Origin of the sequence: Scatolibacter rhodanostii (genome assembly GCF_900197595.1) — a bacterium.
Lineage (GTDB): Bacteria > Bacillota > Clostridia > Oscillospirales > Acutalibacteraceae > Scatolibacter > Scatolibacter rhodanostii.
This window is the reverse complement of sequence record NZ_FZLO01000003.1, coordinates 88,104-111,209: the sequence shown is the minus strand read 5'-3', so window position 1 is coordinate 111,209 and position 23,106 is coordinate 88,104. Positions and strand designations below refer to the sequence as shown.

Below are 23,106 nucleotides of genomic sequence, written 5' to 3'. Positions count from 1 at the left end.
GAAGAACATAAAAGGAGAAGTTGAGATGCAAATTAATATTATTTTTTGGACTGGATCCGGCAATACAGAAGCTATGGCTAATTACATCAAAGAGGGTGCTGAATCGGCAGGTGCAACTGTTGCTGTCAAAAATGTTGCAGAGGCAAGTGCTGACGATGTAAACTGCGATGTTTTGGCACTGGGATGTCCCTCTATGGGCGATGAGGTGTTGGAAGAATCTGAATTTGAACCATTCATTTCTTCTATCGAAGCTTCAGTGTCTGGTAAAAAAGTAGCTCTCTTCGGTTCTTATGGCTGGGGCGACGGTCAGTGGATGAGAGATTGGTCAGAACGTATGCAGAATGCCGGCGCACAACTTGTGACAGAGGCGCTTATTGTTAATGATGCACCTACTGGCGATGAGTGCAAAGAGTTCGGCACTAAAATTGCTCAATAAAATAAAAATATACTACAAAAAAGCTGTTGGATATTGTCCGACAGCTTTTTTGTATGCTTTTAAAGGTAAAATTCATCATAGTTAGAAGATTATCTGTTTTTTATGAATATGTAAGGTAAAAAAAGAGTAAAAACAGAGAGAAAATGATTGATTGTCAGGTCTGATAATGGTATGATAAATTTAATTAAGCTATGCATGAATGTTGACATTTGCACATGAAATTGAAAAAATAATGGTGCAGAATGAAATGATGGTCATTAAAAAGGAGAATGTTATGGGTACGTTTGAGCAAGAAATCAAACAGCATTTAACAAAAGAAATTATTCCTTTTTGGGAAAAACTCAAGGATGAAAAGAATGGCGGATACTACGGCTATATGGATTTTGATCTCTCGGTAGATGAAAAATATGAAAAAGGCTGTATTCTCAATAGCCGCATTTTATGGTTTTTCTCCAATGCTTACCTACTTTTGCAGGAAGAAAATTTGCGCGAAGATGCAAGACAAGCTTATGTTTTTTTAAAAGAACATTGCCTTGATGAAGAGTACGGCGGTGTCTTCTGGTCAGTGACCTATGATGGAAAAATCTCTGACAGCACAAAACATACCTATAATCAGGCTTTTGCTATTTATGCGTTATCTTCTTACTATGATGCGTTTGGCGACAAAGAAGCACTTAAGCTGGCCGAAGAACTCTATCATGTGATAGAAGAAAAATGTACAGATGAATATGGCTATCTTGAAGCATTCGACCGCTCTTTTTTGCCGGCAGATAACGATAAACTGTCTGAAAATGGGGTGATGGCTGAGAAGACCATGAACACGCTATTGCATGTTTTAGAGGCCTATACCGAGCTATATCGTGTTAGCCACCATGAAGAAGTAGCTGACAAACTGCGTACGATGCTTGATATAATCGCTGAAAAGGTTTATAACAAAGAATTGGGGAGACAAGAGGTTTTCTTTGATAAATATTGGAATAGTTTAATCGATTTGTACTCCTATGGGCATGATATTGAAACTTCATGGCTTGTAGACCGTGCTTTGGAGGTTTTGGGAGATGAAAGCTATTCAGTAAAACTTTTAGGAGTTACATCTGAAATTGCCCAAAACATCTATGAGCGTGCTTACATTGATAATTCTCTTTGCAATGAAGCAGAAAGCGGAAAAGTAGACACAACCAGAGTTTGGTGGGTGCAGGCAGAAGCTGTAGTCGGTTTTCTAAATGCATATCAAAAAGAACCCGAGCAAGTAAAATATTTGCAGGCTGCCAAAGATATTTGGAGATATATTCGCAATGATTTGGTAGATGAACGCAGCGGAGAGTGGTTTTGGGGCTTGGACAAAAATAGAGAACCACTTGAGAAACCGATTGTGGAACCTTGGAAATGTCCTTATCATAATGGCAGAATGTGCATCGAAGTCATCAATAGAATGCAGAAAATCTGAAATCTATTGATGACTGCAAATTAAATCACGCTATTGTACGATAAGATAGGAAAAGTACCTTCATTTTCATTTGTTGAATGAAAATACCCGCTTACTTTTTTGAAAATAAGGAAGAAGCGGATAAAATATGGGTAGAAAACAGGAGAGTTAATATGGTTATTTCACTAGACAATCAAGAACTTGTGTACAGCGGCAGAATTGACGTGACGAATCCCCAAAAGCCAGAAATGATTTATCCGGCATCGAGTCTACATTTCAAATTTCGTGGCAGAAAGGCAGAGCTGACTTTAAGCAATCAAAAAGTATATTGGACAAATTATGTAGGTGCTATCATAGATGGTGAAGAGAAAAAATGGGAAATTGCTGAAAGCGGACAAACAATTGTTGCTTTAGTAGATGAAGATGTAGATAAAGAACATGATGTATTGTTCTTTAAAAGACAGGATAGCTGTCATGTTATTATGTTAGAAAGCCTTGTTTTGTCAGAAGGAGGACAGCTGTTGGCTGCTCCGGCAAAACCGGTGAGAAGAATCGAAGTCTATGGAGATTCCGTTTCAGCAGGAGAAGTCTCTGAAGCATTGGATTACATAGCTCAATCAGACCCTGAGCACCATGGACAATACTCCAATAGTTATTATTCATATGCGTGGTTGACAGCCAGAAAACTGAATGCAGAACTGCATGATGTAGCGCAAGGCGGAATTCCTTTGGTCACAGGGACGGGTTGGGTGTCACCGCCTCACTATCCTGGTATGGATTCCGTATGGAATAAATTGCACTATATCCCCCAGCTGAACCGATTAACAGATTGGGATTTTAGCCGTTATACACCACATGTAGTTATTATTGCGGTTGCCCAGAACGACAGCAATCCAGAAAACTATATGAAAGAAGATTACACAGGAGAAAAAGCTGTTATTTGGAGAAACAAATATAGAGAACTGGTTTTGAATATCAGAGAGAAATATCCTAAAGCTCTGATTTTGCTGACCACAACTCTTTTGAATCATGACGCAAATTGGGACAAAGCCATTGAAGAAGTTTGTCAGGGATTGGATGACGAGAGAGTGCAACATTTCTTATTTAAAAGAAATGGATGTGGCACACCAGGTCATTTGAGAATCCCTGAAGCTGAAGAAATGGCAGACGAATTAGCAGCCTATCTTAACGGACTAGATATTCCTGTTTGGGAAGATTAATGGTTTAATCAAAATATAATGGTAAACGCAAGGGAGGATGAACGTCAATGGAAAAACCAGTTTTATCGCGATTAAAGAACATGATGGAAAAAGCTGAAAGCGGCACGCCTTTGACAATTGGTTTTTTAGGAGGCTCTATTACACAGGGTAGTGCGGCTACTTCCGATAAACTCAATTATGCCTATCAGGTCTATGAATGGTGGCAAAAAAATTATCCCCAAACAAAATTTGACTTTGTCAATGCTGGTGTGGGAGGAACATCTTCTTTATTTGGAGCAGCTAGAATGACACAAGATTTGCTAATTTATCAACCCGATTTTGTAGTGGTGGATTTCAGTGTCAATGACGGAGCCGATGAGTTTTTTCAAGAAACATTCGAAGCTGTACTGCGCAGAATTTTGCGCTGGAATCCGGAAGCAGCTGTTGTGGTACTAAATAATGTGTTTTATGATACAGGAGAAAATGCAGAAGTCTATCATAATGCGGTTGCCGCAAATTATAACATTCCTTGTGTTAGCATGAAAAGTACACTGTATCAGGCTATACAAGATGGTACCTATACGCGCAATGAATTGACAGCAGACGGATTGCACCCAAATGACAAAGGTCATGCACTAGTAGCAGGAGAAATCATAAAACTGTTGGATCATGCGAAGTCTTCACAAATAGAAACAGTATGTCCAAGCGAATTGCCTAAGCCTCTTACAGCTAATGCATATGAACAGATTCAAAGGTGGAATATCTTAAATTCTTCTCCTGTGTTAAAAGGATTCAGGGTTGACACAGAAGAAAAGAAAGGGTACAGAGATTTCTTTAAAAACGGTTGGACAGGTTCTAAAGTAGGAGATAAAATTGCTTTTGAAGTAGAATGTTCGTGTTTAGCGGTGCAGTATCGCAAGACAATTTGGAAACCATCGCCTGTTGCCAAGCTTGTGATAGATGGCGACGAAACAACTGCTGTCATTTTAGATGGCAATTTTGAAGAGACATGGGGCAACTGCTTATATCTGCAATCTGTTTTACATCATGAAGAAAGAAAGCATCATACGATTGAAATTGAAATTATAGAAGCTACAGAAGAAGATAAAGCACCGTTTTATCTTTTATCAATGCTTGTTGACTGAAATTTAGCTTAAATAGGAAAGCGGCAAATAAAGGGATTCCTTTGGTTGCCGCTTTTTTATACAAAGGAATAAAAAGAGACTAATAAAATTGAGCTATGAATACATTTATAACAGCAGGCAATACTGAATCGGTAGATGGCATGAAGGGAAAAAGATGTTGACAATAATAATGTCGAATGATATAATATCAAAGCAATAAAAAATATGCACCCATGGCGGAATTGGCAGACGCGTATGGTTCAGGTCCATATGAAGGCAACTTCATGGAGGTTCAAGTCCTCTTGGGTGCACCAAAAAGACATAGCTTCCCGTCAAGGGAGGGCTATGTCTTTTTATACATCCAAAATTATGATAGTATAGGTACAGAGTCTTGGATCTGCCTAATTTAGACGCATAGGAATCTGTGAAGCAGATAATTTATACAATATACCAAACAAAACTCGGCTAAAAATGTTGCGACAACACTCAATCTATCATCTATACTTTGGTTGAAAGGGGGGAGATTCTTGGACTTAATAACCCGCATGAGTTTGGCACTCGCGTATGTGGAAGATAACCTTACGGGCGAGATTTGTCAAGGTACACTGGCGCGGATCGCTTGCTGTTCGGCGTACAACTTTTACCGGATGTTTTCATTCGTGACCGATATTTCGCTCACGGAATACATTCGCAGAAGAAGGCTGACGCTGGCGGCAATCGAACTGCAAAGCAGTGATGTCAAGGTTATTGACTTAGCCTTAAAGTATGGTTACGATTCGCCTGTTTCATTTTCACGCGCGTTCCAGACACTCCACGGAGTTACACCGACGGAAGCGCGCACCGATGGTGTAACGCTTAAAGCATACCCAAGAATTTCTTTCCAAATTTCAATCAAAGGAGAGAAAGAAATGGATTATCGAATTGAAAACAAAGAGGCGTTTCAGGTTTTTGGCTACGAAGGTATTTTTAGAACAGACGGAAGCAGTATGAATGCAGATATTCTCCATGACAATGTTATACATCTAAATAATCCGCATGAGTTGTGGAATCAAAATCATGCAAACGGTGCATATGAAAAACTTGTGGCGGACGCCGGGGATTTGCCGACATTTGTCAATCCCGGCTTATGTAAAGTACACGGTGTATGTGATTACAAGCAAACGGAACCTGGTACATTTGCATACATGCAATGCGCTTTTAAGGGTAAAAGCAGCAAGGTTGATGGGTATACTGTCGCGAATATCCCAGCGCATACATGGGCCATATTCCCATCTGAAAAATTCAAATGGGATAAAGTTGTCGAAGTCGTCAACCGTCTCAACAAGCGCTTTTATTCAGAATGGCTTCCTACTGCCGAATACGAACAGGCGAACGGCATGAATTTCGAGGTGTATGGCGGAGACTCTAATATGGGCTATGTTGAACTGTGGTATGCGGTAAAGAAAAAGGCATAAGGAATAAATACTTCATTACCCTCTCGGCTAAAACGGATGCATCTATTTTGACCTAATGACACAAATTAAAACTAAAAATCCCCTAGTCGGTGTTAAAACCTGCTAGGGGATTCCCGTATCTATAATTAAATTTTAGAAACTTAGCACCAGCAGGTTGGGGTTTCCCAATAAGCTAAGTAACTCATTCATCTCAAAGGTTTCTTCCATAAGAAACCTCAATGTTGTTACCACACTGGAAAATTTTAATAAAACAATTATTTTTCAATGTTAGGCTTGTTTAAAGCCAATTCTCCTTCTAATACAATCGTTTAATTGAAGATCATCCTTATTCAATGCAGAATAAAACTTTGCCAAGTACGGCAATTCGCTCAAACAATAGTCAACAAAGAAATTCCATTCGGCTAGTTTATGATTTTTGCGTTGGCTAATGTATTAATTAAGTCAGCGTGAGAACCACTCCACATTTCACATCAAAATATATAATTACAGGGATTTCAATAGAAGATTTCAAGTCACAGTAACTGCTAAGCCTTTGGCAACACAGGTCAACAAGTGCCGCTTCCCAGGGTTTCTTACAAGTTTATAAGGAGAATATTAATAATTAAGATTGAAGTTTTTTGAGATTTATTGTAAACTATAAATAGTTATAATATTTATTTATCTGTTGAATGATGTAACCTCGGTCTAAAAATAGACACTAATAAATAGTATTAATATTACTTTGAGTGAAAAGGTTGGTCGAGATGCCCTATATGCAGAGCGGTAAGCATAAAAACCAGCAAAAAATATGAGGACGGTGAAATAATGGCAATTGTTGAGGTAGTAAAATATAATGGTTCGCCCGATGTGTTTGCATGGAAATTTCCAAATTCAGAACTTGGTACTTGGACGCAATTAATCGTTAATGAATCCCAAGAGGCGGTACTGTATAAGGGTGGGCAGGCACTGGATTGGTTTGGTCCCGGTCGCCACACCTTGGAAACAGCGAATATTCCCATCTTGAACAATTTTGTAAACTTGCCTTTTGGTGGGCGTTCACCTTTTACTGCAGAGGTCTGGTTTGTAAATAAAATTAATTCTCTTGATGTTAAATGGGGAACTCCAACGCCAATTCAGCTGCAAGATCCCAAATACAATGTGTTTATGCCAATTAGAGCGTTTGGGCAATTTGGAATTAAAATTTCAGATTCCAAGATGTTCCTGACAAAACTTGTGGGAACACTATCGGCATTCTCATCTAGTGATATTGCAAAATATTTTAGGGGTACATACTTAGCAAAAGTTAAAGATGATATATCCGAATACATCATTAAGAAAAAAATATCAATACTAGAAATAAACGCATACATCAGTGAAATATCAGAATCATTGAAGGAAAGCATTTTGCCAGATTTTTCTGATTTTGGAATTGAGCTACTGAATTTCTACGTAAACGATATTAGCGTTCCAGAAGATGATTCGGCTGTGATGAAGCTGAAAGAGGCCCTTGCAAAGAAGGCCGAAATGCATATTCTTGGATATTCTTATACACAAGAGCGTTCCTTTAATACATTGGAAGGTGCCGCAAAAAATTCGGGCTCAGGTTCAACGCCTGTTATGGGGGCAGGATTAGGCCTTGGAATGGGATTAGGATTAGGCGGTGACTTTGCCGGAGCATTTAGCGAAATGAGCAAAAACATACATACGAACTCGCCTAAGGAATGTCCTCATTGTCGTAAGCAAATCGGTTCTGAATATAATTTTTGCCCGTTTTGCGGTAAAGACACCAATCTTATTGCAAATCAAAAAGTTTGCCCGAAATGCGGAGCTAGCAATCATAGTGGATTAAAGTTTTGTGGACAATGCGGCAGCAGTCTGATAAAAACCTGTATCAAATGCGGAGAAGCAGTTGACGACATGCAAAAATTCTGCCCTCATTGCGGCAATTCTATGGTTAAAAGGTGTTCCTCTTGTGGCAGTGAATTGGAAAATAACTTAAAATTCTGTCCGGAATGTGGAAAGAAAGCAGATGGTGACAGCAATGAGTAGAGGTGTTTTGACAACTATTATTATTTATACTATCGGAATCTTGGTCGTCATTGCAGGATTTTTCCTGTTGGACATCGACAAGGTTCCACTGAACTTTTGGGCATTTGGCTCATTACTGCTGTCCCTTGTAGTTTCCTTGTTTGCAACCCTTACGCTGGCTGCTCCAAAGAAAAATAAAGATGGTGTTTATTATTCCACTGGATTAGGCAGTTTAATTTTAATTTACGAGATTGTGGTTATTATCAGCATCTTCTTCACCCAGTGGTTTGCGGCGCATATGTATAGATTTGTCTTCCTTCAAATTGCAATAAACGCAGTATTCTTGATTATTGCTGTGGTTACTATTAACATATCCGCTCGAGTGCATGACAATAACGCAAAGACTTATGAAGACTTGCAAAGCGGAGAATATAACAAACCCAAAAGAGGAGAATTTTAATAATGCAAAAAAAACAAATTAGCTGGGGCCGGGTTATCTTTTGGTTGCTATTGTTATGGCCGGTGGGTATTTTTTTGTTATTTAAGAAAGCATCAACGGATAAGTCCATATTGATGAGCGGGAAAACCGGTGCGATTTCAGCTGTGGGGTGGTTTTTCGTGATTGCTGGAGGATATATAATCATGAAATCTGAAAATTTAAGTGAGAAGTACCCATCTTTAGTACTAATCGCACTTGCCATGTTTATTGCCGGTATTATGGTGTTGCGTAAAGCATCGAAGATAAAACGAGCCGCTGTCAGATATAATCTGTACACACAGTTGGTAGTAAATCAGAATGTTCGCAGTATAGATAGTATTGTTAATTCGGTTGGGTTTCGATATAATACCGTAGTAAAAGATCTACAGAATATGATAAACACCAGTTGTTTAGAGGATGCTTATCTGAATCAAGAGAAGCGTGAAATTGTTTTAGCATGGAGTACACCTATATCAGATACTCCAACATCAGTTATATCAGATACTCAAACATCAGTCCAGGATCGGGCACGCATGCGAAGGATTGCAGTCAAATGCTCCGGTTGTGGTGCAAATAATGTTGTTGCCGTTGGCAGCGTTTCGGAATGCGAGTATTGTGGAACACCGATAAGTGGCTGATAGGAGATTGCAGGTCTGTATCTATTTTGATCGGATGATACAAAAACTACTAGGTTAGATAGATGTAAAATTGCATCTATCTAACCTAGTTTTTGTGTTATATTCAAAAGATAAGAAAGCGGCACGATAATACTGAATAGAGTTTAATCAGTTACTATAAGAGGAATTATCATACCATCATAGCATTACTACGATGAAAAAATTGAAACACTCATGATTCTGCTATGATTTTTAAATAATAACAAGGTCTTATTCTAACTAAACTGTTTTTCGCTAAGATAAAATTAATTCAGGAAAATAAAGTTCGAGGGCTTGCTGTTCGTGCAAACCCTCGAACTTTATTAACTGGGATTGAACATGGTATTGTAAAGATTGTTTTTTCTAGTTTGTAACTCGTCTCGCAGATATTATGTGCTAGTTTGTGTCTATAGCTTACTCAAACAAGTAAGAAGTCATAGACAAAGAACCAAGCGTGCAGGAGTCATTGAATACAGTAAGTTTATCATTTTTATTAGAAGCTCCCAATACGTATAAAAGAGGATTGAAGTGATCTGGTGTGTGAAAAGCTAGCTTTCTTGATGGACCGGCTCTGTCATAATTTATGACGTCATCATATTCACCGCTAAGAATCTTTTCTTTGATATAGTTGTCGAATTCAGTCGCCCATGGGTAACCTCCATCCATATCCCAGCTGACTCTTGAGAGGTTGTGCACTACGTTGCCGCTTCCGAAAATCATGACACCTTTATTGCGTAAAGAAGCAATTTCTTGACCAATTCTAAAATGAGTTTCAGCACTGGCGTTGGCGTCAACACTAAGCTGAAAGACTGGAACATCGGCCTCTGGGTACATTCTGCATAGAACAGACCATGTGCCGTGGTCAATGCCCCAACTGTTGTCTACGTCCACTTTACTGCCAATGAGTGATATGGCTTCATGTGCCAAATTTGGTGCACCATCGGGCTGATAGATGACATTATATAGAGCGTCGGGAAATCCATACATATCATAAACAACATTTGGTTTGGGAGAATCTGTGATTTTGCTTCCTCTCGTGAACCAATGAGCCGATACAGATAAAATAGCCTCAGGTTTTGCAATTTGTTTGCTGATTTCAGACCAAATATTTGAATATTCATTATCTTCAATTGCGTTCATAGGAGATCCGTGACCGATAAATAGGGCTGGCATTTGTTTTGACATATTATTTACCTCCAACAATTTTATGTTATAAAAAATTAGGTGCTGACCGGATCGAGAATGGTTTTTCTTAAAACGTTGTTATAATTAAGAATGATCCATAAAGTAGCTATGCTACTATAATATCTCTTGAACTCTGCCGACTTGCCCATCCGTTAGCATAACTTTAATACCATGAGGATGAAAGCTACTCTTTGTTAGTAATTTAGCTACGACACCCTCTGTTAGCTTATTGGTACGTTGGTCAGCTTTGAGTACGATATTTACTTTTGCACCGATTTTTATGTCGGCACGATTTTGTCCATTCAAGATAATTTCTCCTTTTTGATTGGTGTAAGTTGGAAAAGAAATTCTATCATCTTTTTACCATTCAAACTCATATTGATTGTTTTAGTAAGCGTTCAACAGCTACTGCAGTAATTGGAATAAAAGGAGAGGGCGTGTCAGGATGCTTTCTCAATATTTTTTCCATCCAAATCATATCATACCAAGTACCAAATTTATAGCCGCTTTTTGTGAAATGGGCTACTTTTACATAGCCTAAATGCTGGTGAAAACCAGCACTGACATTATCCAGATAATCATCATTGTTGGCTGAATAAGCGATGCAGGCGTTTGCATTTAGGATATTCTGATGTTCAAGAATATTTTCCATGGCAAGATATAGTTTCTTACCCACTCCTTTGGCACGGCAATCTTGTTTTAAGTAAACCGTTAGTTCAACCGACCAATCATAAGCGGGGCGCGGTTTAAAAGCTGAGGCATAGGCATAACCAATGATACAGTTATCTTCTACTGCGACAAGATAAGGATATTTTTTTAGCGTATTGCGAATGCGCTCTGCAAATTCATTTATAGAAGGTACGTCATATTCAAAACTGATGGCAGTTTGCGTGACATACGGCGAATAAATGGATAAAAGCTCCTGTGCATCTTCTTCTGTTGCCATTCTGATTGTAACATTTGGATTCATGAGTAAACAGACCTTTCTGGGTTTCTTGCTATTTATGTGTTTTACTGGAATGTCAAAATAGGATTGTCTGAAAATGAAATCTATAATACGATTTAAACACATCAGTTGTATCAAGTCAATAGCTTGTCTATAGAAGAAATTTATAAGAAAAATAGATTATGAGATAATTTGTTTGTTTTTTAATTCAAAAATATGGTAGAATCAATTTATGGAAAATATGTTGATGGTGAGGTGAAGATAGGTGCAGAAAATATTAATTATTGGGTGCTCTGGCTGTGGAAAAACAACTTTATCAAGAGCATTAGCAAAAGAATTAGAATTACCGCTTGTCCATCTTGATAAATTATATTGGTTAAACAATTGGCAAGCTATGCCAAGAGAAAAGTTTGATGCTCTTTTAAAGGAAGAGTTAGCAAAGTCACAATGGATTTTGGACGGTAATTTTGACAGAACATTGCCTATGCGATTAAAATATTGTGATACCATAATTTTTATGGATTATTCTCGCTTTATCAGTCTTTATGGAGTCTTAAAAAGAGTCATTACAGGATACGGAAAAACGCGTGCGGATATGGGTCAAAATTGTCCTGAAAAATTTGATATAAAGCTGCTAAAGTTTGTATGGCAATTTAATAAAACGCATAGACAAAAGTATTATGAACTATTAAATGCTGAAAAGAATAAGCAAGTTATTGTTTTTAAAAATAGAAAACAGGCAGAAAAATTTATAAAAAAACTATCAGAGTAAAAAATTAAAGATAAGATAAAATAAAAAGCCGAGCCATCTCATTGCAGAGATTGGTTCGGCTTTTGTCGCTATTTCGAACATGAAGAATAATTATTGTATATTTTGAATAGCGGCAACCGCATTGTTTACTTCTTCTTCTGTTTCGGGTATTGTGAGGTAATCAGAAGAATAAAGAATAATGCCATTAGTCCCGATGGCTTCAGCGTCCTCAATTTGCCTGGCAATCATGTTTCCGCCAAGCCATGTGTTTTCATCTGCATCGGTTCCAGCTTTATAGAGTGCCAAACCGATATAGATATTCAGATTTTCGTGCTTTGGCAAAGCAGACCATTCGTTTAGCGCTTCGCTGTAGCCTAGAGTAGGATGTTCATAGCTATAATAAATTTGAGGGCAGATGTAATCGATGTAGCCAGGGATAGCGCACCAAGTTTTTACATCAGCGTTCATACTTTTATTATTGCCAATGTTGCCGGTGGGAGAAATACCAAATACAACATCGCTTTTCGCAGCTTTAATTTTTTGATATACTTCTGCAATCATGGCATTGATATTTCCCGTGCGCCAGGCAGATAATGCAATGGGTTCTTCGACAGTAGAGGTATAGGCTGTATAGATATCGCTGTCAAGAGAAGCATCATCGGTAGGATAAAAATAATCGTCAAAATGAATGCCGTCAACAGCATAGTTTTGAGCAATTTCGGCGGCACCGTCTGCGATAAGATGACGAATATACGGAGCGGCCGGATTAAGATAAATGCCGCCGTCATATTCCATGAAATAGGAAGGGTTGTCAGCTTTTAGCTTGGAATAAGGATTATCAGCTGACAGTTCAAAGCTTGAATCAGGACTTTTCACTCGCAGTGGATTAATCCAAGCGTGGAATTCCATGCCCAATTGATGTGTATAGTCAATCATAAAGGCTAAAGGGTCATAGCCAGGATCGGTTCCTTGTGTGCCGGTAACAATATGTGACCACGGGAAAAGGGAAGAAGGATAAAGCGCGTCAGAATAGGGACGAACATGGACAAAAAGCGCATTAATGCCTTTTTCTTTGGCAGAATCAGCAATGTTTTGGAAATTTTCTTTAAAGGCAGCTTCTGTTTTTTCTACTGTGCTGAGTGACATAAACGGAACCCAAAGCCCGACCATATTGCTATCGATATTTTCTACTGTCGGTGAAGCTGAAGGAGTATCAGGGGAGGGGGAACTTCGGTTAAATAGCTCGGGAATATGTTCTGGTGTCTGCTTGCCGGGTATTGGTGTAGCAGTGCTCTGTATGGGCGGTACAGGTTCTGGTTCTGTTTGTCCAAATAGCCAAACAATGCCGATGGCAAGAATGAAAGCACCCCAAAGAATCAGATAGCTGTGTTTTTTAAAATTCATCATTTGATTTTCTTCCTTCCTCGTAGAAATGAGAAATTTTAGTCTACCTCATGTTAATTGCCGCTATGCGTTAGGCTTGTATCTAAATCTATGACTTAGCTTTAAAAAAAATAACCAAACTGAATTTTAAGAGTATCATTTTCTATGCTGTCAGCATACAAATAAAATAGTCAATCATACATTAAAAACGGTAGACAAAGGGGAGAGAGCATGTTCACTCAAAAATGTCTGATTATGCTAACAGCGAAAAGTCTACTTTTGCCATTTGGCATTCTTTATGGGGTGCTGCTTTTTATTACACTGGGGTTAATCTTATTTACTATTTGGGTTCAAAAAAAGAAGTGAATATTGGCATGCTCACTTCTTTTCATTTTAAGTTTTGAATCATTTCACTTAATAGAATCAGGTCAGCAGTGGTAATTCGATTGTCACGGTTCAAATCTGCAGCGGCAAAAGAGGCTCCCTCCAGCAGGTTTGAACCCAATACGGCTCTTTGCATTTCTTTTATATCCGCTGTGTTAACAGTGCCAGAAGCATTACAATCACCAATAAGGACAAGTTCGAAATGGAGTTGGTTTTCTACAGATATAGCAAACCCTGTACGTAAATTACCCGAGCTAACTGTGTTTCTGTTTTTATCTTGTATCATAACAGTGAAAGGAGAAAGCGTTTCTTTCAAAAGGGCAATTGTTTTGCTGTCTTTTATATAGAGATAGTCACCGTTTTCTTCTGCCCAGTTAGGTAGGATAAATTCAGAAATGTCAGGCTTTTCAGTAGGAGTTGCAGAAGGTTTGGGGGATTTTGTGGGTTTTGATGGAATATCGGTTGGGATAGGTGAGGGAGTGACAGTGGGTTCAGGTGTTTTTTCTTGAAAAGAGTTTAAAGATACATAATATAAAGTGCCGTTTTCTGATGCGATAGCAGAGTGACCCGCTATTGCATAAATAGAGCCGTCGGTTCTAAAAGAATCTTGTTGGTTGCTTTCTAAGCTATAGCGAACAATTTCATTCTGCTCGTTTGCCCAAAGAATTTGGTTTTCATTATTCCATGCATGAAAAAGAAATTCTGTAAACGGAAGGGGAGAAGAAAATATAAGTGGGAAGTTGTCTTGCGAGTAATCCAAAAAGTTCCCATCTATATCCAAGAGCAGATATTCATTCATGATTTTTGCGGGCTTACTAGGTAGCGGCAAATTACTTTGAATAGCCAAATCGTCTGTTGAAAGAGATAGCCAGCTTTGGTTATCCGTATAGAGATAAAGCGTATCGGAGAAGAACTGTAAAAATTCGATGGGTGAAGAAGAAACAAATTGATTACGGTAAGTTCCGTCAAAGGAAAAAGAGAGAACTGTAGTTAAATCGAGCCAAGTGACAACATAAAAATTGCCGTCGTAATCAAAATCAATTTGACTAATATCACTGTAATAGCTGTCAATTGTTGAAGAGTTGCTTTCGTTTAAGGTAGAAGCATCCAGCTGATAAAGACTCATTTTTTGGGCTTCGTTTTCTGTAAGAAGAAAGAGCTTGTTATCTCTCAAAACAGCTTTGTAAAGCGGAGTGTCAAAATGACGCTCATATAAGACTTGTCCCTCTGTGTTTAAGAGAAGGGCAACCCCTTTGAGGTTATCATTAAAGCAATATAAGATACCATTTTCTGCTTCTTCATAAAGAAGTGAATTCTCCAAATTACCGTCAGAAAGCTGATAGAAGGAGACATAGTTTGGGTTTTCATATTCTTTGCGTAATCCTGTCAAAAACAAAACGGAGAGAATAAGAAAAAAAGCAACAAAGCAAAGAGTTGTCTTTCTGGAATAAACAGTCAAGGAGAACACCTCTTTTAAAGTAAAATATATGAGTATTGTAAAACAGAAAAAAGTGATTCTATGTCTTATTTTGTCGAATATTGCTATTTTAGGGACATGAATTTAGAGATATTCTAAATCAAAAATATATTTATTAGAATAACGTCAATTTTAAGCAAAACTTATGTAAAATTTTGGAGCAACAATTGAAAAAAAACAGGTGCGTTAGTATAATAAAAAGAAAAGACTGAATAAATTCTGGAGAGTTTCGCATGATAATTTTAAGAGCGGAGAGTAATGCTGATATGAATAAAGATAAAAGAGAAAAAGCGAAAATCAAAACGCCCTATTTGAATCGCGAATTAAGCTGGCTGGCTTTTAATAAAAGAGTGCTCGAAGAGGCGTTCAAGAGAACGAATCCGATTATGGAAAGACTTCGCTTTTTAGCGATTACTTCTTCAAATTTAGATGAGTTTTTTATGGTGCGTGTGGCAGGCGTTAAAGCGCAGGTAAAGTCAAAATATCAAAAGATTGATGATTCAGGACGAACCCCACAGCAACTTATGGACGAATTGCATGAAAAATCGCAGCATTTTATGCAAAGACAATATTCGTGTTTACTGCGTTCTATTATGCCGGCTTTGTTAAAAGAAAAGATAACATTTGCACCAATCAGTGAAATGACACAGGAACAAAGAAAGTTTGCAGAAAACTATTTTGATACGATGTTATTTCCAGTGCTCACGCCTTTGGCAGTAGATGGCAGCAGACCTTTTCCGATGCTTGCCAATCAATCGCTAAATATTGCGGTGCGGTTAAAAAGAAAAGAAAAAGGGGAGGAAACCTGTTTTGCCGTTGTGCAGGTGCCGTCTATTCTCCCTCGCTATTTAGAGCTTCCTTCTACAGGGAGTGAAAGAGTTTTCACTCTTTTAGAGGATATTATTATCCATAAGCTTGGTGACTTATTTGAGCTTCATGACATTAAGGCAGCAAGCCCTTTCCGGCTTACAAGAGATTCTGATTTGGAAATCGATGAAGAAGCTCAGGATTTTCTAACAGAGATTCAGAAATCCATTAAAAAGCGAAAAAGAGGTCGGCCGGTTCGATTGGAGATTTTAAAGAAATGCGATCGTCCAATCCGTGAATTTTTGATTTCCATGCTAAGAATTAAAACACCGGATATTTATGAACTAGCCGGACCACTTGATTTGACATTCTTTTCTAAGTTTGCTTCTGAACCTGAATTTTCTCACCTTTGCTTTGCTCCGATTATTCCCGTAGAGAGTGCGGATTTTGCTGAAGAAAAAGATATTTTTGAAGTCATTCGAGAGAAAGATCGTCTGGTCTATCACCCCTATGAAAGCTTTGATATTGTCACAAAGTTTATTACCACCGCAGCGGAAGATGCTAACGTGTTGGCCATTAAGCAAACCCTTTACCGTGTAAGCGGTCATTCTCCTATTATCGCTGCCCTGATAAAAGCAGCTGAAAACGGAAAGCAAGTAACGGTGCTAGTAGAACTAAAAGCACGCTTTGATGAAGAAAATAACATTAATTGGGCAAAGAAATTGGAAAAATCGGGTTGCCATGTTATTTATGGCTTGCAAGGATTAAAAACCCATTGTAAAATAGCTTTAGTAGTGCGCCGTGAGGGAGAAGAAATTAGGCGATATCTGCATTTGGGTACAGGCAACTACAATGATTCTACGGCAAGAGTCTATACTGATTTTGGGCTTTTTACAGCTCGACAGGCTTTTGGTGAAGATGCCTCTTTATTATTTAATGTAATCACCGGTTATTCTGCATCGCCGCAGTATACTCATTTTGTGGTAGCACCGCAATATATGAGAGACTTTTTTGAAAAGAAAATAGAAACTGAAATTCAGCATGCGCAGGCAGGAGAACCAAGCGGCATTACAGTGAAAGTAAACTCGCTGGTCGATCCAAAACTAATTTCTTCTTTATATAAGGCATCGCAGGCGGGTGTGAAAATCAATTTAATTGTCAGAGGGATTTGCTGTTTGCTGCCCGGCGTAGAAGGCGTGAGCGAAAACATTCGTGTGATCAGCATTGTCGGACAATTTTTAGAGCACAGCCGCATTTTTAAGTTTGAGAATGGCGGAGAACCACTTGTCTATATTGGCAGCGCCGACTGGATGCAACGAAATTTAGATAGACGGGTAGAATTAGTTTTCCCTATAGTAGAAGAGGAGCTTAAAGAACGATTAACCTCTCTTTTGGAAATGCAATTGATGGATAATTTCAATGCCAGAGAACTGGGTGCTGACGGAAAATATAAAGCAGTTAGCCGCAGGGGGAAGAAGAGAATACACAGCCAGATGATACAATATGAAGAAGCGCAAAAGAGGAGCAACGCTATACATGTAAAAGGGAAAAATGAAAGGTTTATACCACTTCATTTGTCCGACGTAGATAAAAGATAGGAGAATGATATGAAAAGAGTAGGAATTTTGACAAGTGGCGGCGACTGCCAAGGTTTAAATGCAGCCATTCGGGGAGTGGCGAAGGCTTTGTATGAAAACTTTGGAGACAAAGTTGAAATTTACGGCATACAAGATGGCTATAGAGGATTAATTCAAGGAAATTACCGTTTGATGCGGCCCGACGATTTTTCAGGTATTCTTACTCTTGGGGGAACGATTTTAGGAACCTCCCGCCAGCCGTTTAAACAAATGAGTGTGATTGGCGAAGATAATGTAGATAAAGTCAAAAACATGAAGGGAACTTACCAAAAGCTAAAGCTAAATGCATTGGTGGTTCTCGGAGGCAACGGTACGCAAAAAACGGCTAATTTATTGAGTGAAAACGGGCTTAATATTATTCATCTGCCCAAAACGATTGACAACGATATTACAGGAACAGACGTCACCTTTGGTTTTCATAGTGCAGTAGAAATCGCAACAGCTGTAGTAGACGGTATTCATACTACGGCGACCTCTCATGGGCGTAATTTTCTAATTGAGGTAATGGGTCATAAAGTAGGTTGGCTGACGCTTTCCGCCGGTATTGCCGGTGGCGCAGATGTGATTCTCTTGCCGGAGATTCCTTACAATATTGATAAAATTGCAGAAGTATTGCAAGAAAGACAAAAAGCAGGTAAACGTTTTTCTATTTTGGCCGTAGCCGAAGGAGCCATTTCTGTAGAAGAATCTCAAATGAGCAAAAAAGAGCTGAAAAAGGCAAGGGCGGCATCACCATACCCTTCTGTGGTTTACAAAATCAATGCAGAATTACAGCAGAGAATTAGCAATGAAATTAGAGTTTGTGTGCCAGGACATTTCCAGCGTGGTGGTTCTCCTTGTGCTTATGACAGGGTACTTTGCACAAAGCTTGGTGCGAAAGCGGCCGAATTGATAGCAGAGGAGAAGTTTGGTGTTATGGTGGGTGTTGTAAACGGACAAACTATCCCTGTGCCTTTGAGTGAAGTAGCAGGCAAACTGAAAAGCGTGCCTGTAAATTGCGATGAAATTCAAGCTGCCAGACAAATAGGAATCAGCTTCGGGGACTAAGATAGTAAGTAAAATATTCGATTCTTTTTATACAAGTTTGTATAAGATTATTCATGTTTTCGTGTATGGATATTTTCTAGTATAAAGAGAGGTTTTTGTTTTATTGATTGCACTGCATCTATTAAGAAATCAAATATTGTTGAAAAGCATTACCGCAAAAGTAAGATTTTTTCAAGTGAATTTAAAAGTTTTGCTATTTTATGTGCAGTAGTTTAAAATAGGATGTTAAAGGATAAAAGGAGAAAATGATGCTTAATTTTGGAACAATCGGCTCAGGTTGGATTGCCGATGAATATATAAAGGGAGCCAAAGACACAGGCCTTTGGCAGCTGACAGCTGTTTATTCCCGTCAGCAGGAGCGTGCGGATGAATATGCTCAAAAACATGGCGCGGAATATGCATTTAGCGATTTGGAAGAAATGGCAAAATCGAAAGCGATTGATGCTGTATATATTGCCAGCCCCAATGTACTTCATTATGAGTATAGCAAACTGTTTCTTTTAAACGGTAAGCATGTTATCTGTGAAAAACCAGTAAGTGCACAAGCAGACAAAGTCCTTGAGCTTCAAAAATTGGCTCAGGAAAAAGGATTGGTTTTTCTGGAGGCTATTATGTTTATGCATTTGCCGCAAAGAAAGTTATTAGAAGAAGCTTTGACACAAATCGGCAAAATTTCATTTGCTAAATTTGATTTTTGTCAGCGGTCTTCTAAATTTGATGATTATCTAGCGGGCAATCTGCCGAATATATTTAATCGAAAAATGGAAACAGGTGCACTCATGGATTTAGGTGTTTACTGCGTTTATCCGGCTCTCTATTATTTTGGGAAACCCGATAGTTTTACGGCTGCTTCCAAACTTCTAAGAGGCGGCGCAGACGCAAGCGGTATTTTAACACTTCAATATCCGGATGAATTAGTGACATTAACTTATTCGAAAATTGGAGAATCCAATGCCGGCAGTGAAATTCAAGGGCAAAATGGCACAATTTACATTGATTCAATATCTCGTTTAGCTGATATGGTTTTGATTACTTCTCATGGCGAGAAAAAAGAAATTTTTGCTGATGAAGAAAAATTTAAATTAATGGGATATGAAGCTGCTGATTTTTATCACTATATTACAGAGCCCGAGCAGTATGAAAAAGATTATCAAGTTTGCCAGATGATGAGTGTGAATGTCAGCCATTTTATGCAAGAAGCACGCGCAGAACTGCAAATTGTGTTTGAAAGCGATTTTTCTTAAAAGTAAGAAAAGAACTCAAAAAATGATGCAATTCAAATCAATACATAGCCATCTTGACATTTAGAAATGACAGTGGTATAATTTGACGATGATTGGGATGTTGATTTTATGCCGTTTTCGGTATTTCATGCTGAAAATGGTTTTTGTATGACTGTCAGCATTTTTAATAAATCATAATTATTATTGTAAGGAGGTGCCTTATGCCAACCTTTAACCAGCTTGTTCACCATGGACGCAGCGTTGCTGAAAACAGACACAAGACCCCGGCTTTGCTCAAGGGATGGAATTCAAAGAAAAGAGTTTCTTTTGATAAAAACTCTCCGCAAAAACGTGGTGTTTGTACAACTGTTAAGACTGTGACACCGAAAAAACCGAACTCTGCTCTTCGTAAAGTTGCCAGAGTTAGACTTTCCAATGGTATGGAAGTTACTGCTTATATCCCCGGAATCGGACACAATCTGCAGGAACACAGTGTTGTTATGATTCGTGGAGGAAGAGTTCGTGACCTTCCTGGTACACGTTATCACATCATCCGTGGTACTTTGGATGCTCAAGGCGTTGCAAAACGTATGCAGAGTCGTTCCAAGTACGGCGCAAAGAGACCAAAAGCAGGCGCTAAGTAAAGCTGATTGAGAAAGATTTCTTTCAATCATGACAGAATTCTTATGGCGGCCGCAGAATGCGGACGGGCATTTTCTTATATTTATATTTGGTGAGTTAATTGCTAAAAGATAAAGTGTAAAAATGTGCCTTTCTTGCCACACGGAAGGTTGTCGCTTTCGAGTACCGATGATATCATTTTATGAAGGAGGGAAGATTATGCCAAGAAGAGGCAATGTAGTAAAACGCGATGTTTTACCAGACCCTATGTATGGTTCAAAATTAGTTACACGTTTAGTAAACAGTATTATGTATGACGGCAAGAAGGGTGTAGCCCAGAAAATCGTTTATGGTGCATTTGATATTGTTGCAGAAAAAACAGGTAAAGAAGCACTTGAGGTGTTTGAGCAGGCTATGGAGAATGTTATGCCAAGCCTTGAAGTTAAAGCACGTCGTGTTGGTGGTTCTACCTATCAAGTACCGCTTGAAGTACGTCCTGAGAGACGTCAGACACTCGGTCTTCGTTGGATGACGAACTATTCTAGACTTCGTTCTGAAAGAACAATGAAAGAAAGACTGGCTGGAGAAATCCTGGATGCTGTGAACGGTACAGGCGGCGCTGCTAAGAAGCGCGAAGACACACACAAAATGGCAGATGCCAACAGAGCATTCGCACATTACAGATGGTAATGTAAATTAAGGAGGAATCTATGGCCAGACAGGTATCACTTGAGCTGACGAGAAATATCGGTATCATGGCGCATATCGATGCAGGTAAAACTACGACAACAGAGCGTATTTTATACTACACCGGTATCAACCATAAAATCGGTGAAACTCATGACGGTAATGCCACGATGGACTGGATGGCGCAGGAGCAGGAAAGAGGTATTACAATTACTTCTGCTGCTACTACCTGTTTCTGGAAAAATCACAGAATTAACATTATTGATACTCCCGGACACGTTGACTTCACCGTTGAAGTTGAACGCTCATTGAGAGTCCTGGATGGTTCAGTTACTGTTTTTTGTGCTAAAGGCGGCGTTGAGCCCCAATCAGAAACAGTTTGGCGTCAAGCTGAGGAATATAAAGTCCCTCGTATGGCGTATATCAACAAAATGGACGTCATGGGCGCCGATTTCTATCGCGTTGTTCAGATGATGAAGGACAGATTAAAATGTAATGCTGTTCCGATTCAGCTGCCCATCGGCTCTGAAGAAACATTCAAAGGAATTATTGACTTGCTCGAAATGAAAGCCTATGTCTATTATGATGATGTTGGCAATGACATTCGTGTAGAAGATATTCCAGAAGATTTAAAAGAAACAGCAGACAAGTATCACACAGAACTGCTGGAGCATATTGCTGAGCAAGACGAAGCTTTGATGGATAAATATCTCTCTGGAGAAGAAATGACCATTGAAGAAATGAAGAAAGTAATCCGTAAATCAACACTGGCTAATGAAATGGTTCCTGTCACTTGCGGTACTTCTTACCGTAACAAGGGCGTTCAAAAGCTTTTGGATGCTGTTATTGATTATATGCCGGCTCCAACTGATGTTGAATCAATCAAAGGTGTTAATCCTGATACTGAAGAAGAGGATGTACGTCATTCTTCTGATGAAGAGCCTTTCGCTGCATTGGCTTTCAAGATTGCAACTGATCCCTTTGTTGGAAAACTTTGCTTCTTCCGTGTATATTCCGGAACCATTAATGCTGGTTCTAGCGTATATAACTCAGTAAAAGATAACACAGAACGTATCGGTCGTATCGTGCAGATGCATGCTAACCATCGTCAAGACATTGAAACCGTGTATGCAGGAGATATTGCTGCTGCTGTTGGTTTGAAAAATACCACAACCGGTGATACACTTTGTGATGAAAAGCATCCGATTATTCTGGAATCCATGGAATTCCCAGAGCCTGTTATTCGTGTTGCTATTGAACCGAAAACAAAAGCAGGTCAGGAAAAAATGGGTATTGCTTTGGCAAAGCTTGCTGAAGAAGATCCAACATTTAAAGCTTATACTGATGAAGAAACAGGACAGACCATCATCGCTGGTATGGGTGAGCTTCATCTTGAAATCATCGTTGACCGTTTGATGAGAGAATTTAAGGTTGAAGCTAACGTAGGTAAGCCGCAGGTTGCTTATAAAGAAACCATTCGCATGGAAGCAGCAGCAGATACAAAATACGCCAGACAGTCTGGTGGTAAAGGTCAATATGGTCACGTTAAGATTCGTATTGAGCCGAACCCAGAAAAAGGCTATGAATTTGTAAATGGTGTTGTTGGCGGATCTATTCCGAAAGAGTATATTCCTGCTGTTGACCAAGGCATTCAGGGTGCCATGATGTCAGGTATTTTGGCCGGATATAACATGGTTGACGTAAAAGTTACCTTGTATGATGGTTCATACCACGAAGTTGACTCATCTGAAATGGCATTTAAAATTGCCGGCTCTATGGCTTTTAAAGAAGCTGCAAGAAAAGCAAGTCCTGTACTGCTTGAGCCGATTATGAAAGTTACTGTTATTACTCCAGAAGAGTATATGGGCGACGTTATCGGCGACCTTAACTCACGTCGTGGAATGATTCTCGGTATGGATGCGTTGCCGGGTGCTCAGCAGGTAAACAGTGAAGTGCCGCTCTCTGAGATGTTTGGATATGCAACTGATATGCGTTCTAAAACACAGGGACGTGCTCAATATACAATGGAACCAGCTCACTACAGTGAAGTTCCAAAATCTGTTTCAGAAGATATCATTTCTTCAAGAACAAAAAAGGCTGACTAAGCCATAAAATCTACTTGATTTTTTTGTTCTTTGTTGCTAAAATGGACGTTGTAACAGATGAGAATATTTTAAT

At 38.9% G+C, this 23,106-nt stretch carries 20 protein-coding genes and 1 tRNA gene; 16 read left to right on the top strand and 5 right to left on the bottom strand.

Annotated elements, in window-relative coordinates; all coding sequences use genetic code 11:
* The first annotated feature begins 25 nt into the window (after positions 1-25).
* From CS931_RS07980 to CS931_RS07940, 9 genes are all read left to right on the top strand, one after another.
* Positions 26-436 carry a flavodoxin gene (locus CS931_RS07980; protein ID WP_099205254.1) on the top strand — a complete coding sequence of 137 codons (411 nt, stop codon included), beginning with the start codon at positions 26-28 and terminating at the stop codon, positions 434-436.
* A gap of 274 nt (positions 437-710) precedes the next feature.
* A complete protein-coding gene (locus tag CS931_RS07975; protein ID WP_099205431.1) occupies positions 711-1,883 on the top strand; it encodes an AGE family epimerase/isomerase in 1,173 nt (390 codons plus the stop codon).
* A 152-nt stretch (positions 1,884-2,035) separates the two neighbouring features.
* Positions 2,036-3,082: an SGNH/GDSL hydrolase family protein gene (locus CS931_RS07970; RefSeq protein WP_099205253.1), complete on the top strand. Its 1,047-nt coding sequence runs from the start codon at positions 2,036-2,038 to the stop codon at positions 3,080-3,082.
* Positions 3,083-3,129: 47 nt separating this feature from the next.
* Positions 3,130-4,206 carry an SGNH/GDSL hydrolase family protein gene (locus CS931_RS07965; RefSeq protein ID WP_099205252.1) on the top strand — a complete coding sequence of 359 codons (1,077 nt, stop codon included), beginning with the start codon at positions 3,130-3,132 and terminating at the stop codon, positions 4,204-4,206.
* A 206-nt stretch (positions 4,207-4,412) separates the two neighbouring features.
* Positions 4,413-4,499, top strand: a tRNA-Leu gene (locus CS931_RS07960).
* A 213-nt stretch (positions 4,500-4,712) separates the two neighbouring features.
* Positions 4,713-5,639: an AraC family transcriptional regulator gene (locus CS931_RS07955; protein ID WP_099205251.1), complete on the top strand. Its 927-nt coding sequence runs from the start codon at positions 4,713-4,715 to the stop codon at positions 5,637-5,639.
* Between the two features lie 804 nt (positions 5,640-6,443).
* A complete protein-coding gene (locus tag CS931_RS07950; RefSeq protein WP_099205250.1) occupies positions 6,444-7,667 on the top strand; it encodes an SPFH domain-containing protein in 1,224 nt (407 codons plus the stop codon).
* On the top strand, positions 7,648-8,106 hold the full coding sequence (locus tag CS931_RS07945; protein WP_099205249.1) for a hypothetical protein: 459 nt from the start codon (positions 7,648-7,650) through the stop codon (positions 8,104-8,106). Before CS931_RS07950 ends, CS931_RS07945 begins: the two co-directional genes overlap by 20 nt.
* Positions 8,107-8,108: 2 nt before the next feature.
* Positions 8,109-8,762 carry a hypothetical protein gene (locus tag CS931_RS07940; RefSeq protein ID WP_099205248.1) on the top strand — a complete coding sequence of 218 codons (654 nt, stop codon included), beginning with the start codon at positions 8,109-8,111 and terminating at the stop codon, positions 8,760-8,762.
* 432 nt (positions 8,763-9,194) lie between these two features.
* On the opposite strand, the gene ygiD is transcribed toward CS931_RS07940, so the two are convergent.
* The 3 genes from ygiD to CS931_RS07925 all read right to left on the bottom strand — a co-directional run bounded on the left by ygiD (position 9,195) and on the right by CS931_RS07925 (position 10,935).
* Positions 9,195-9,965: a 4,5-DOPA-extradiol-dioxygenase gene (gene ygiD, locus CS931_RS07935; protein WP_099205247.1), complete on the bottom strand. Its 771-nt coding sequence runs from the start codon at positions 9,963-9,965 to the stop codon at positions 9,195-9,197.
* A gap of 114 nt (positions 9,966-10,079) precedes the next feature.
* A complete protein-coding gene (locus CS931_RS07930; protein ID WP_099205246.1) occupies positions 10,080-10,271 on the bottom strand; it encodes a YwbE family protein in 192 nt (63 codons plus the stop codon).
* Positions 10,272-10,338: 67 nt separating this feature from the next.
* A complete protein-coding gene (locus tag CS931_RS07925; RefSeq protein ID WP_099205245.1) occupies positions 10,339-10,935 on the bottom strand; it encodes a GNAT family N-acetyltransferase in 597 nt (198 codons plus the stop codon).
* 241 nt (positions 10,936-11,176) lie between these two features.
* Here CS931_RS07925 and CS931_RS07920 point away from each other — a divergent pair, with 241 nt between their 5' ends.
* Positions 11,177-11,683: an AAA family ATPase gene (locus CS931_RS07920; protein ID WP_099205244.1), complete on the top strand. Its 507-nt coding sequence runs from the start codon at positions 11,177-11,179 to the stop codon at positions 11,681-11,683.
* A gap of 90 nt (positions 11,684-11,773) precedes the next feature.
* Here CS931_RS07920 and CS931_RS07915 read toward each other — a convergent pair whose 3' ends face one another.
* Entirely contained in the window at positions 11,774-13,069 is a 1,296-nt protein-coding gene (locus CS931_RS07915) for a glycoside hydrolase family 10-like protein (RefSeq protein ID WP_099205243.1), read from the bottom strand.
* A 364-nt stretch (positions 13,070-13,433) separates the two neighbouring features.
* Positions 13,434-14,888, bottom strand: coding sequence for a dockerin type I repeat-containing protein (locus tag CS931_RS07910; protein ID WP_099205242.1), 1,455 nt, complete (start codon positions 14,886-14,888; stop codon positions 13,434-13,436).
* Positions 14,889-15,139: 251 nt separating this feature from the next.
* On the opposite strand from CS931_RS07910, the gene CS931_RS07905 reads away from it, so the two are divergent.
* The 6 genes from CS931_RS07905 to fusA all read left to right on the top strand — a co-directional run bounded on the left by CS931_RS07905 (position 15,140) and on the right by fusA (position 23,033).
* Complete coding sequence (locus CS931_RS07905; protein WP_242964939.1) at positions 15,140-17,311, top strand: RNA degradosome polyphosphate kinase; 2,172 nt, start codon at positions 15,140-15,142, stop codon at positions 17,309-17,311.
* Positions 17,312-17,320: 9 nt separating this feature from the next.
* Positions 17,321-18,397, top strand: a complete 1,077-nt coding sequence (locus tag CS931_RS07900) for a 6-phosphofructokinase (protein ID WP_099205241.1) — start codon at positions 17,321-17,323, stop codon at positions 18,395-18,397.
* A 245-nt stretch (positions 18,398-18,642) separates the two neighbouring features.
* The gene (locus tag CS931_RS07895) at positions 18,643-19,641 is read left to right on the top strand and encodes a Gfo/Idh/MocA family protein (RefSeq protein WP_099205240.1); all 999 of its coding nucleotides are present in this window, start codon (positions 18,643-18,645) and stop codon (positions 19,639-19,641) included.
* A 200-nt stretch (positions 19,642-19,841) separates the two neighbouring features.
* Positions 19,842-20,264 (top strand): 30S ribosomal protein S12, encoded by a 423-nt coding sequence (rpsL, locus tag CS931_RS07890; RefSeq protein WP_099205239.1) that lies wholly within the window; start codon positions 19,842-19,844, stop codon positions 20,262-20,264.
* 196 nt (positions 20,265-20,460) lie between these two features.
* Positions 20,461-20,931: a 30S ribosomal protein S7 gene (gene rpsG, locus CS931_RS07885; protein ID WP_099205238.1), complete on the top strand. Its 471-nt coding sequence runs from the start codon at positions 20,461-20,463 to the stop codon at positions 20,929-20,931.
* 20 nt (positions 20,932-20,951) lie between these two features.
* Positions 20,952-23,033: an elongation factor G gene (gene fusA / locus CS931_RS07880; RefSeq protein ID WP_099205237.1), complete on the top strand. Its 2,082-nt coding sequence runs from the start codon at positions 20,952-20,954 to the stop codon at positions 23,031-23,033.
* Positions 23,034-23,106: the final 73 nt, after the last annotated feature.

What these genes read in the sequence shown, in the direction of transcription:
- CS931_RS07980 (WP_099205254.1), top strand. Translation starts at nt 26, where the DNA reads ATGCAAATTAATATTATTTTTTGGACTGGATCCGGCAATACAGAAGCT.
- CS931_RS07975 (WP_099205431.1), top strand. Translation starts at nt 711, where the DNA reads ATGGGTACGTTTGAGCAAGAAATCAAACAGCATTTAACAAAAGAAATT.
- CS931_RS07970 (WP_099205253.1), top strand. Translation starts at nt 2,036, where the DNA reads ATGGTTATTTCACTAGACAATCAAGAACTTGTGTACAGCGGCAGAATT.
- CS931_RS07965 (WP_099205252.1), top strand. Translation starts at nt 3,130, where the DNA reads ATGGAAAAACCAGTTTTATCGCGATTAAAGAACATGATGGAAAAAGCT.
- CS931_RS07950 (WP_099205250.1), top strand. Translation starts at nt 6,444, where the DNA reads ATGGCAATTGTTGAGGTAGTAAAATATAATGGTTCGCCCGATGTGTTT.
- CS931_RS07945 (WP_099205249.1), top strand. Translation starts at nt 7,648, where the DNA reads ATGGTGACAGCAATGAGTAGAGGTGTTTTGACAACTATTATTATTTAT.
- CS931_RS07940 (WP_099205248.1), top strand. Translation starts at nt 8,109, where the DNA reads ATGCAAAAAAAACAAATTAGCTGGGGCCGGGTTATCTTTTGGTTGCTA.
- ygiD (WP_099205247.1), bottom strand. Translation starts at nt 9,965, where the DNA reads ATGTCAAAACAAATGCCAGCCCTATTTATCGGTCACGGATCTCCTATG.
- CS931_RS07925 (WP_099205245.1), bottom strand. Translation starts at nt 10,935, where the DNA reads ATGAATCCAAATGTTACAATCAGAATGGCAACAGAAGAAGATGCACAG.
- CS931_RS07915 (WP_099205243.1), bottom strand. Translation starts at nt 13,069, where the DNA reads ATGATGAATTTTAAAAAACACAGCTATCTGATTCTTTGGGGTGCTTTC.
- CS931_RS07905 (WP_242964939.1), top strand. Translation starts at nt 15,140, where the DNA reads ATGATAATTTTAAGAGCGGAGAGTAATGCTGATATGAATAAAGATAAA.
- CS931_RS07900 (WP_099205241.1), top strand. Translation starts at nt 17,321, where the DNA reads ATGAAAAGAGTAGGAATTTTGACAAGTGGCGGCGACTGCCAAGGTTTA.
- CS931_RS07895 (WP_099205240.1), top strand. Translation starts at nt 18,643, where the DNA reads ATGATGCTTAATTTTGGAACAATCGGCTCAGGTTGGATTGCCGATGAA.
- rpsL (WP_099205239.1), top strand. Translation starts at nt 19,842, where the DNA reads ATGCCAACCTTTAACCAGCTTGTTCACCATGGACGCAGCGTTGCTGAA.
- rpsG (WP_099205238.1), top strand. Translation starts at nt 20,461, where the DNA reads ATGCCAAGAAGAGGCAATGTAGTAAAACGCGATGTTTTACCAGACCCT.
- fusA (WP_099205237.1), top strand. Translation starts at nt 20,952, where the DNA reads ATGGCCAGACAGGTATCACTTGAGCTGACGAGAAATATCGGTATCATG.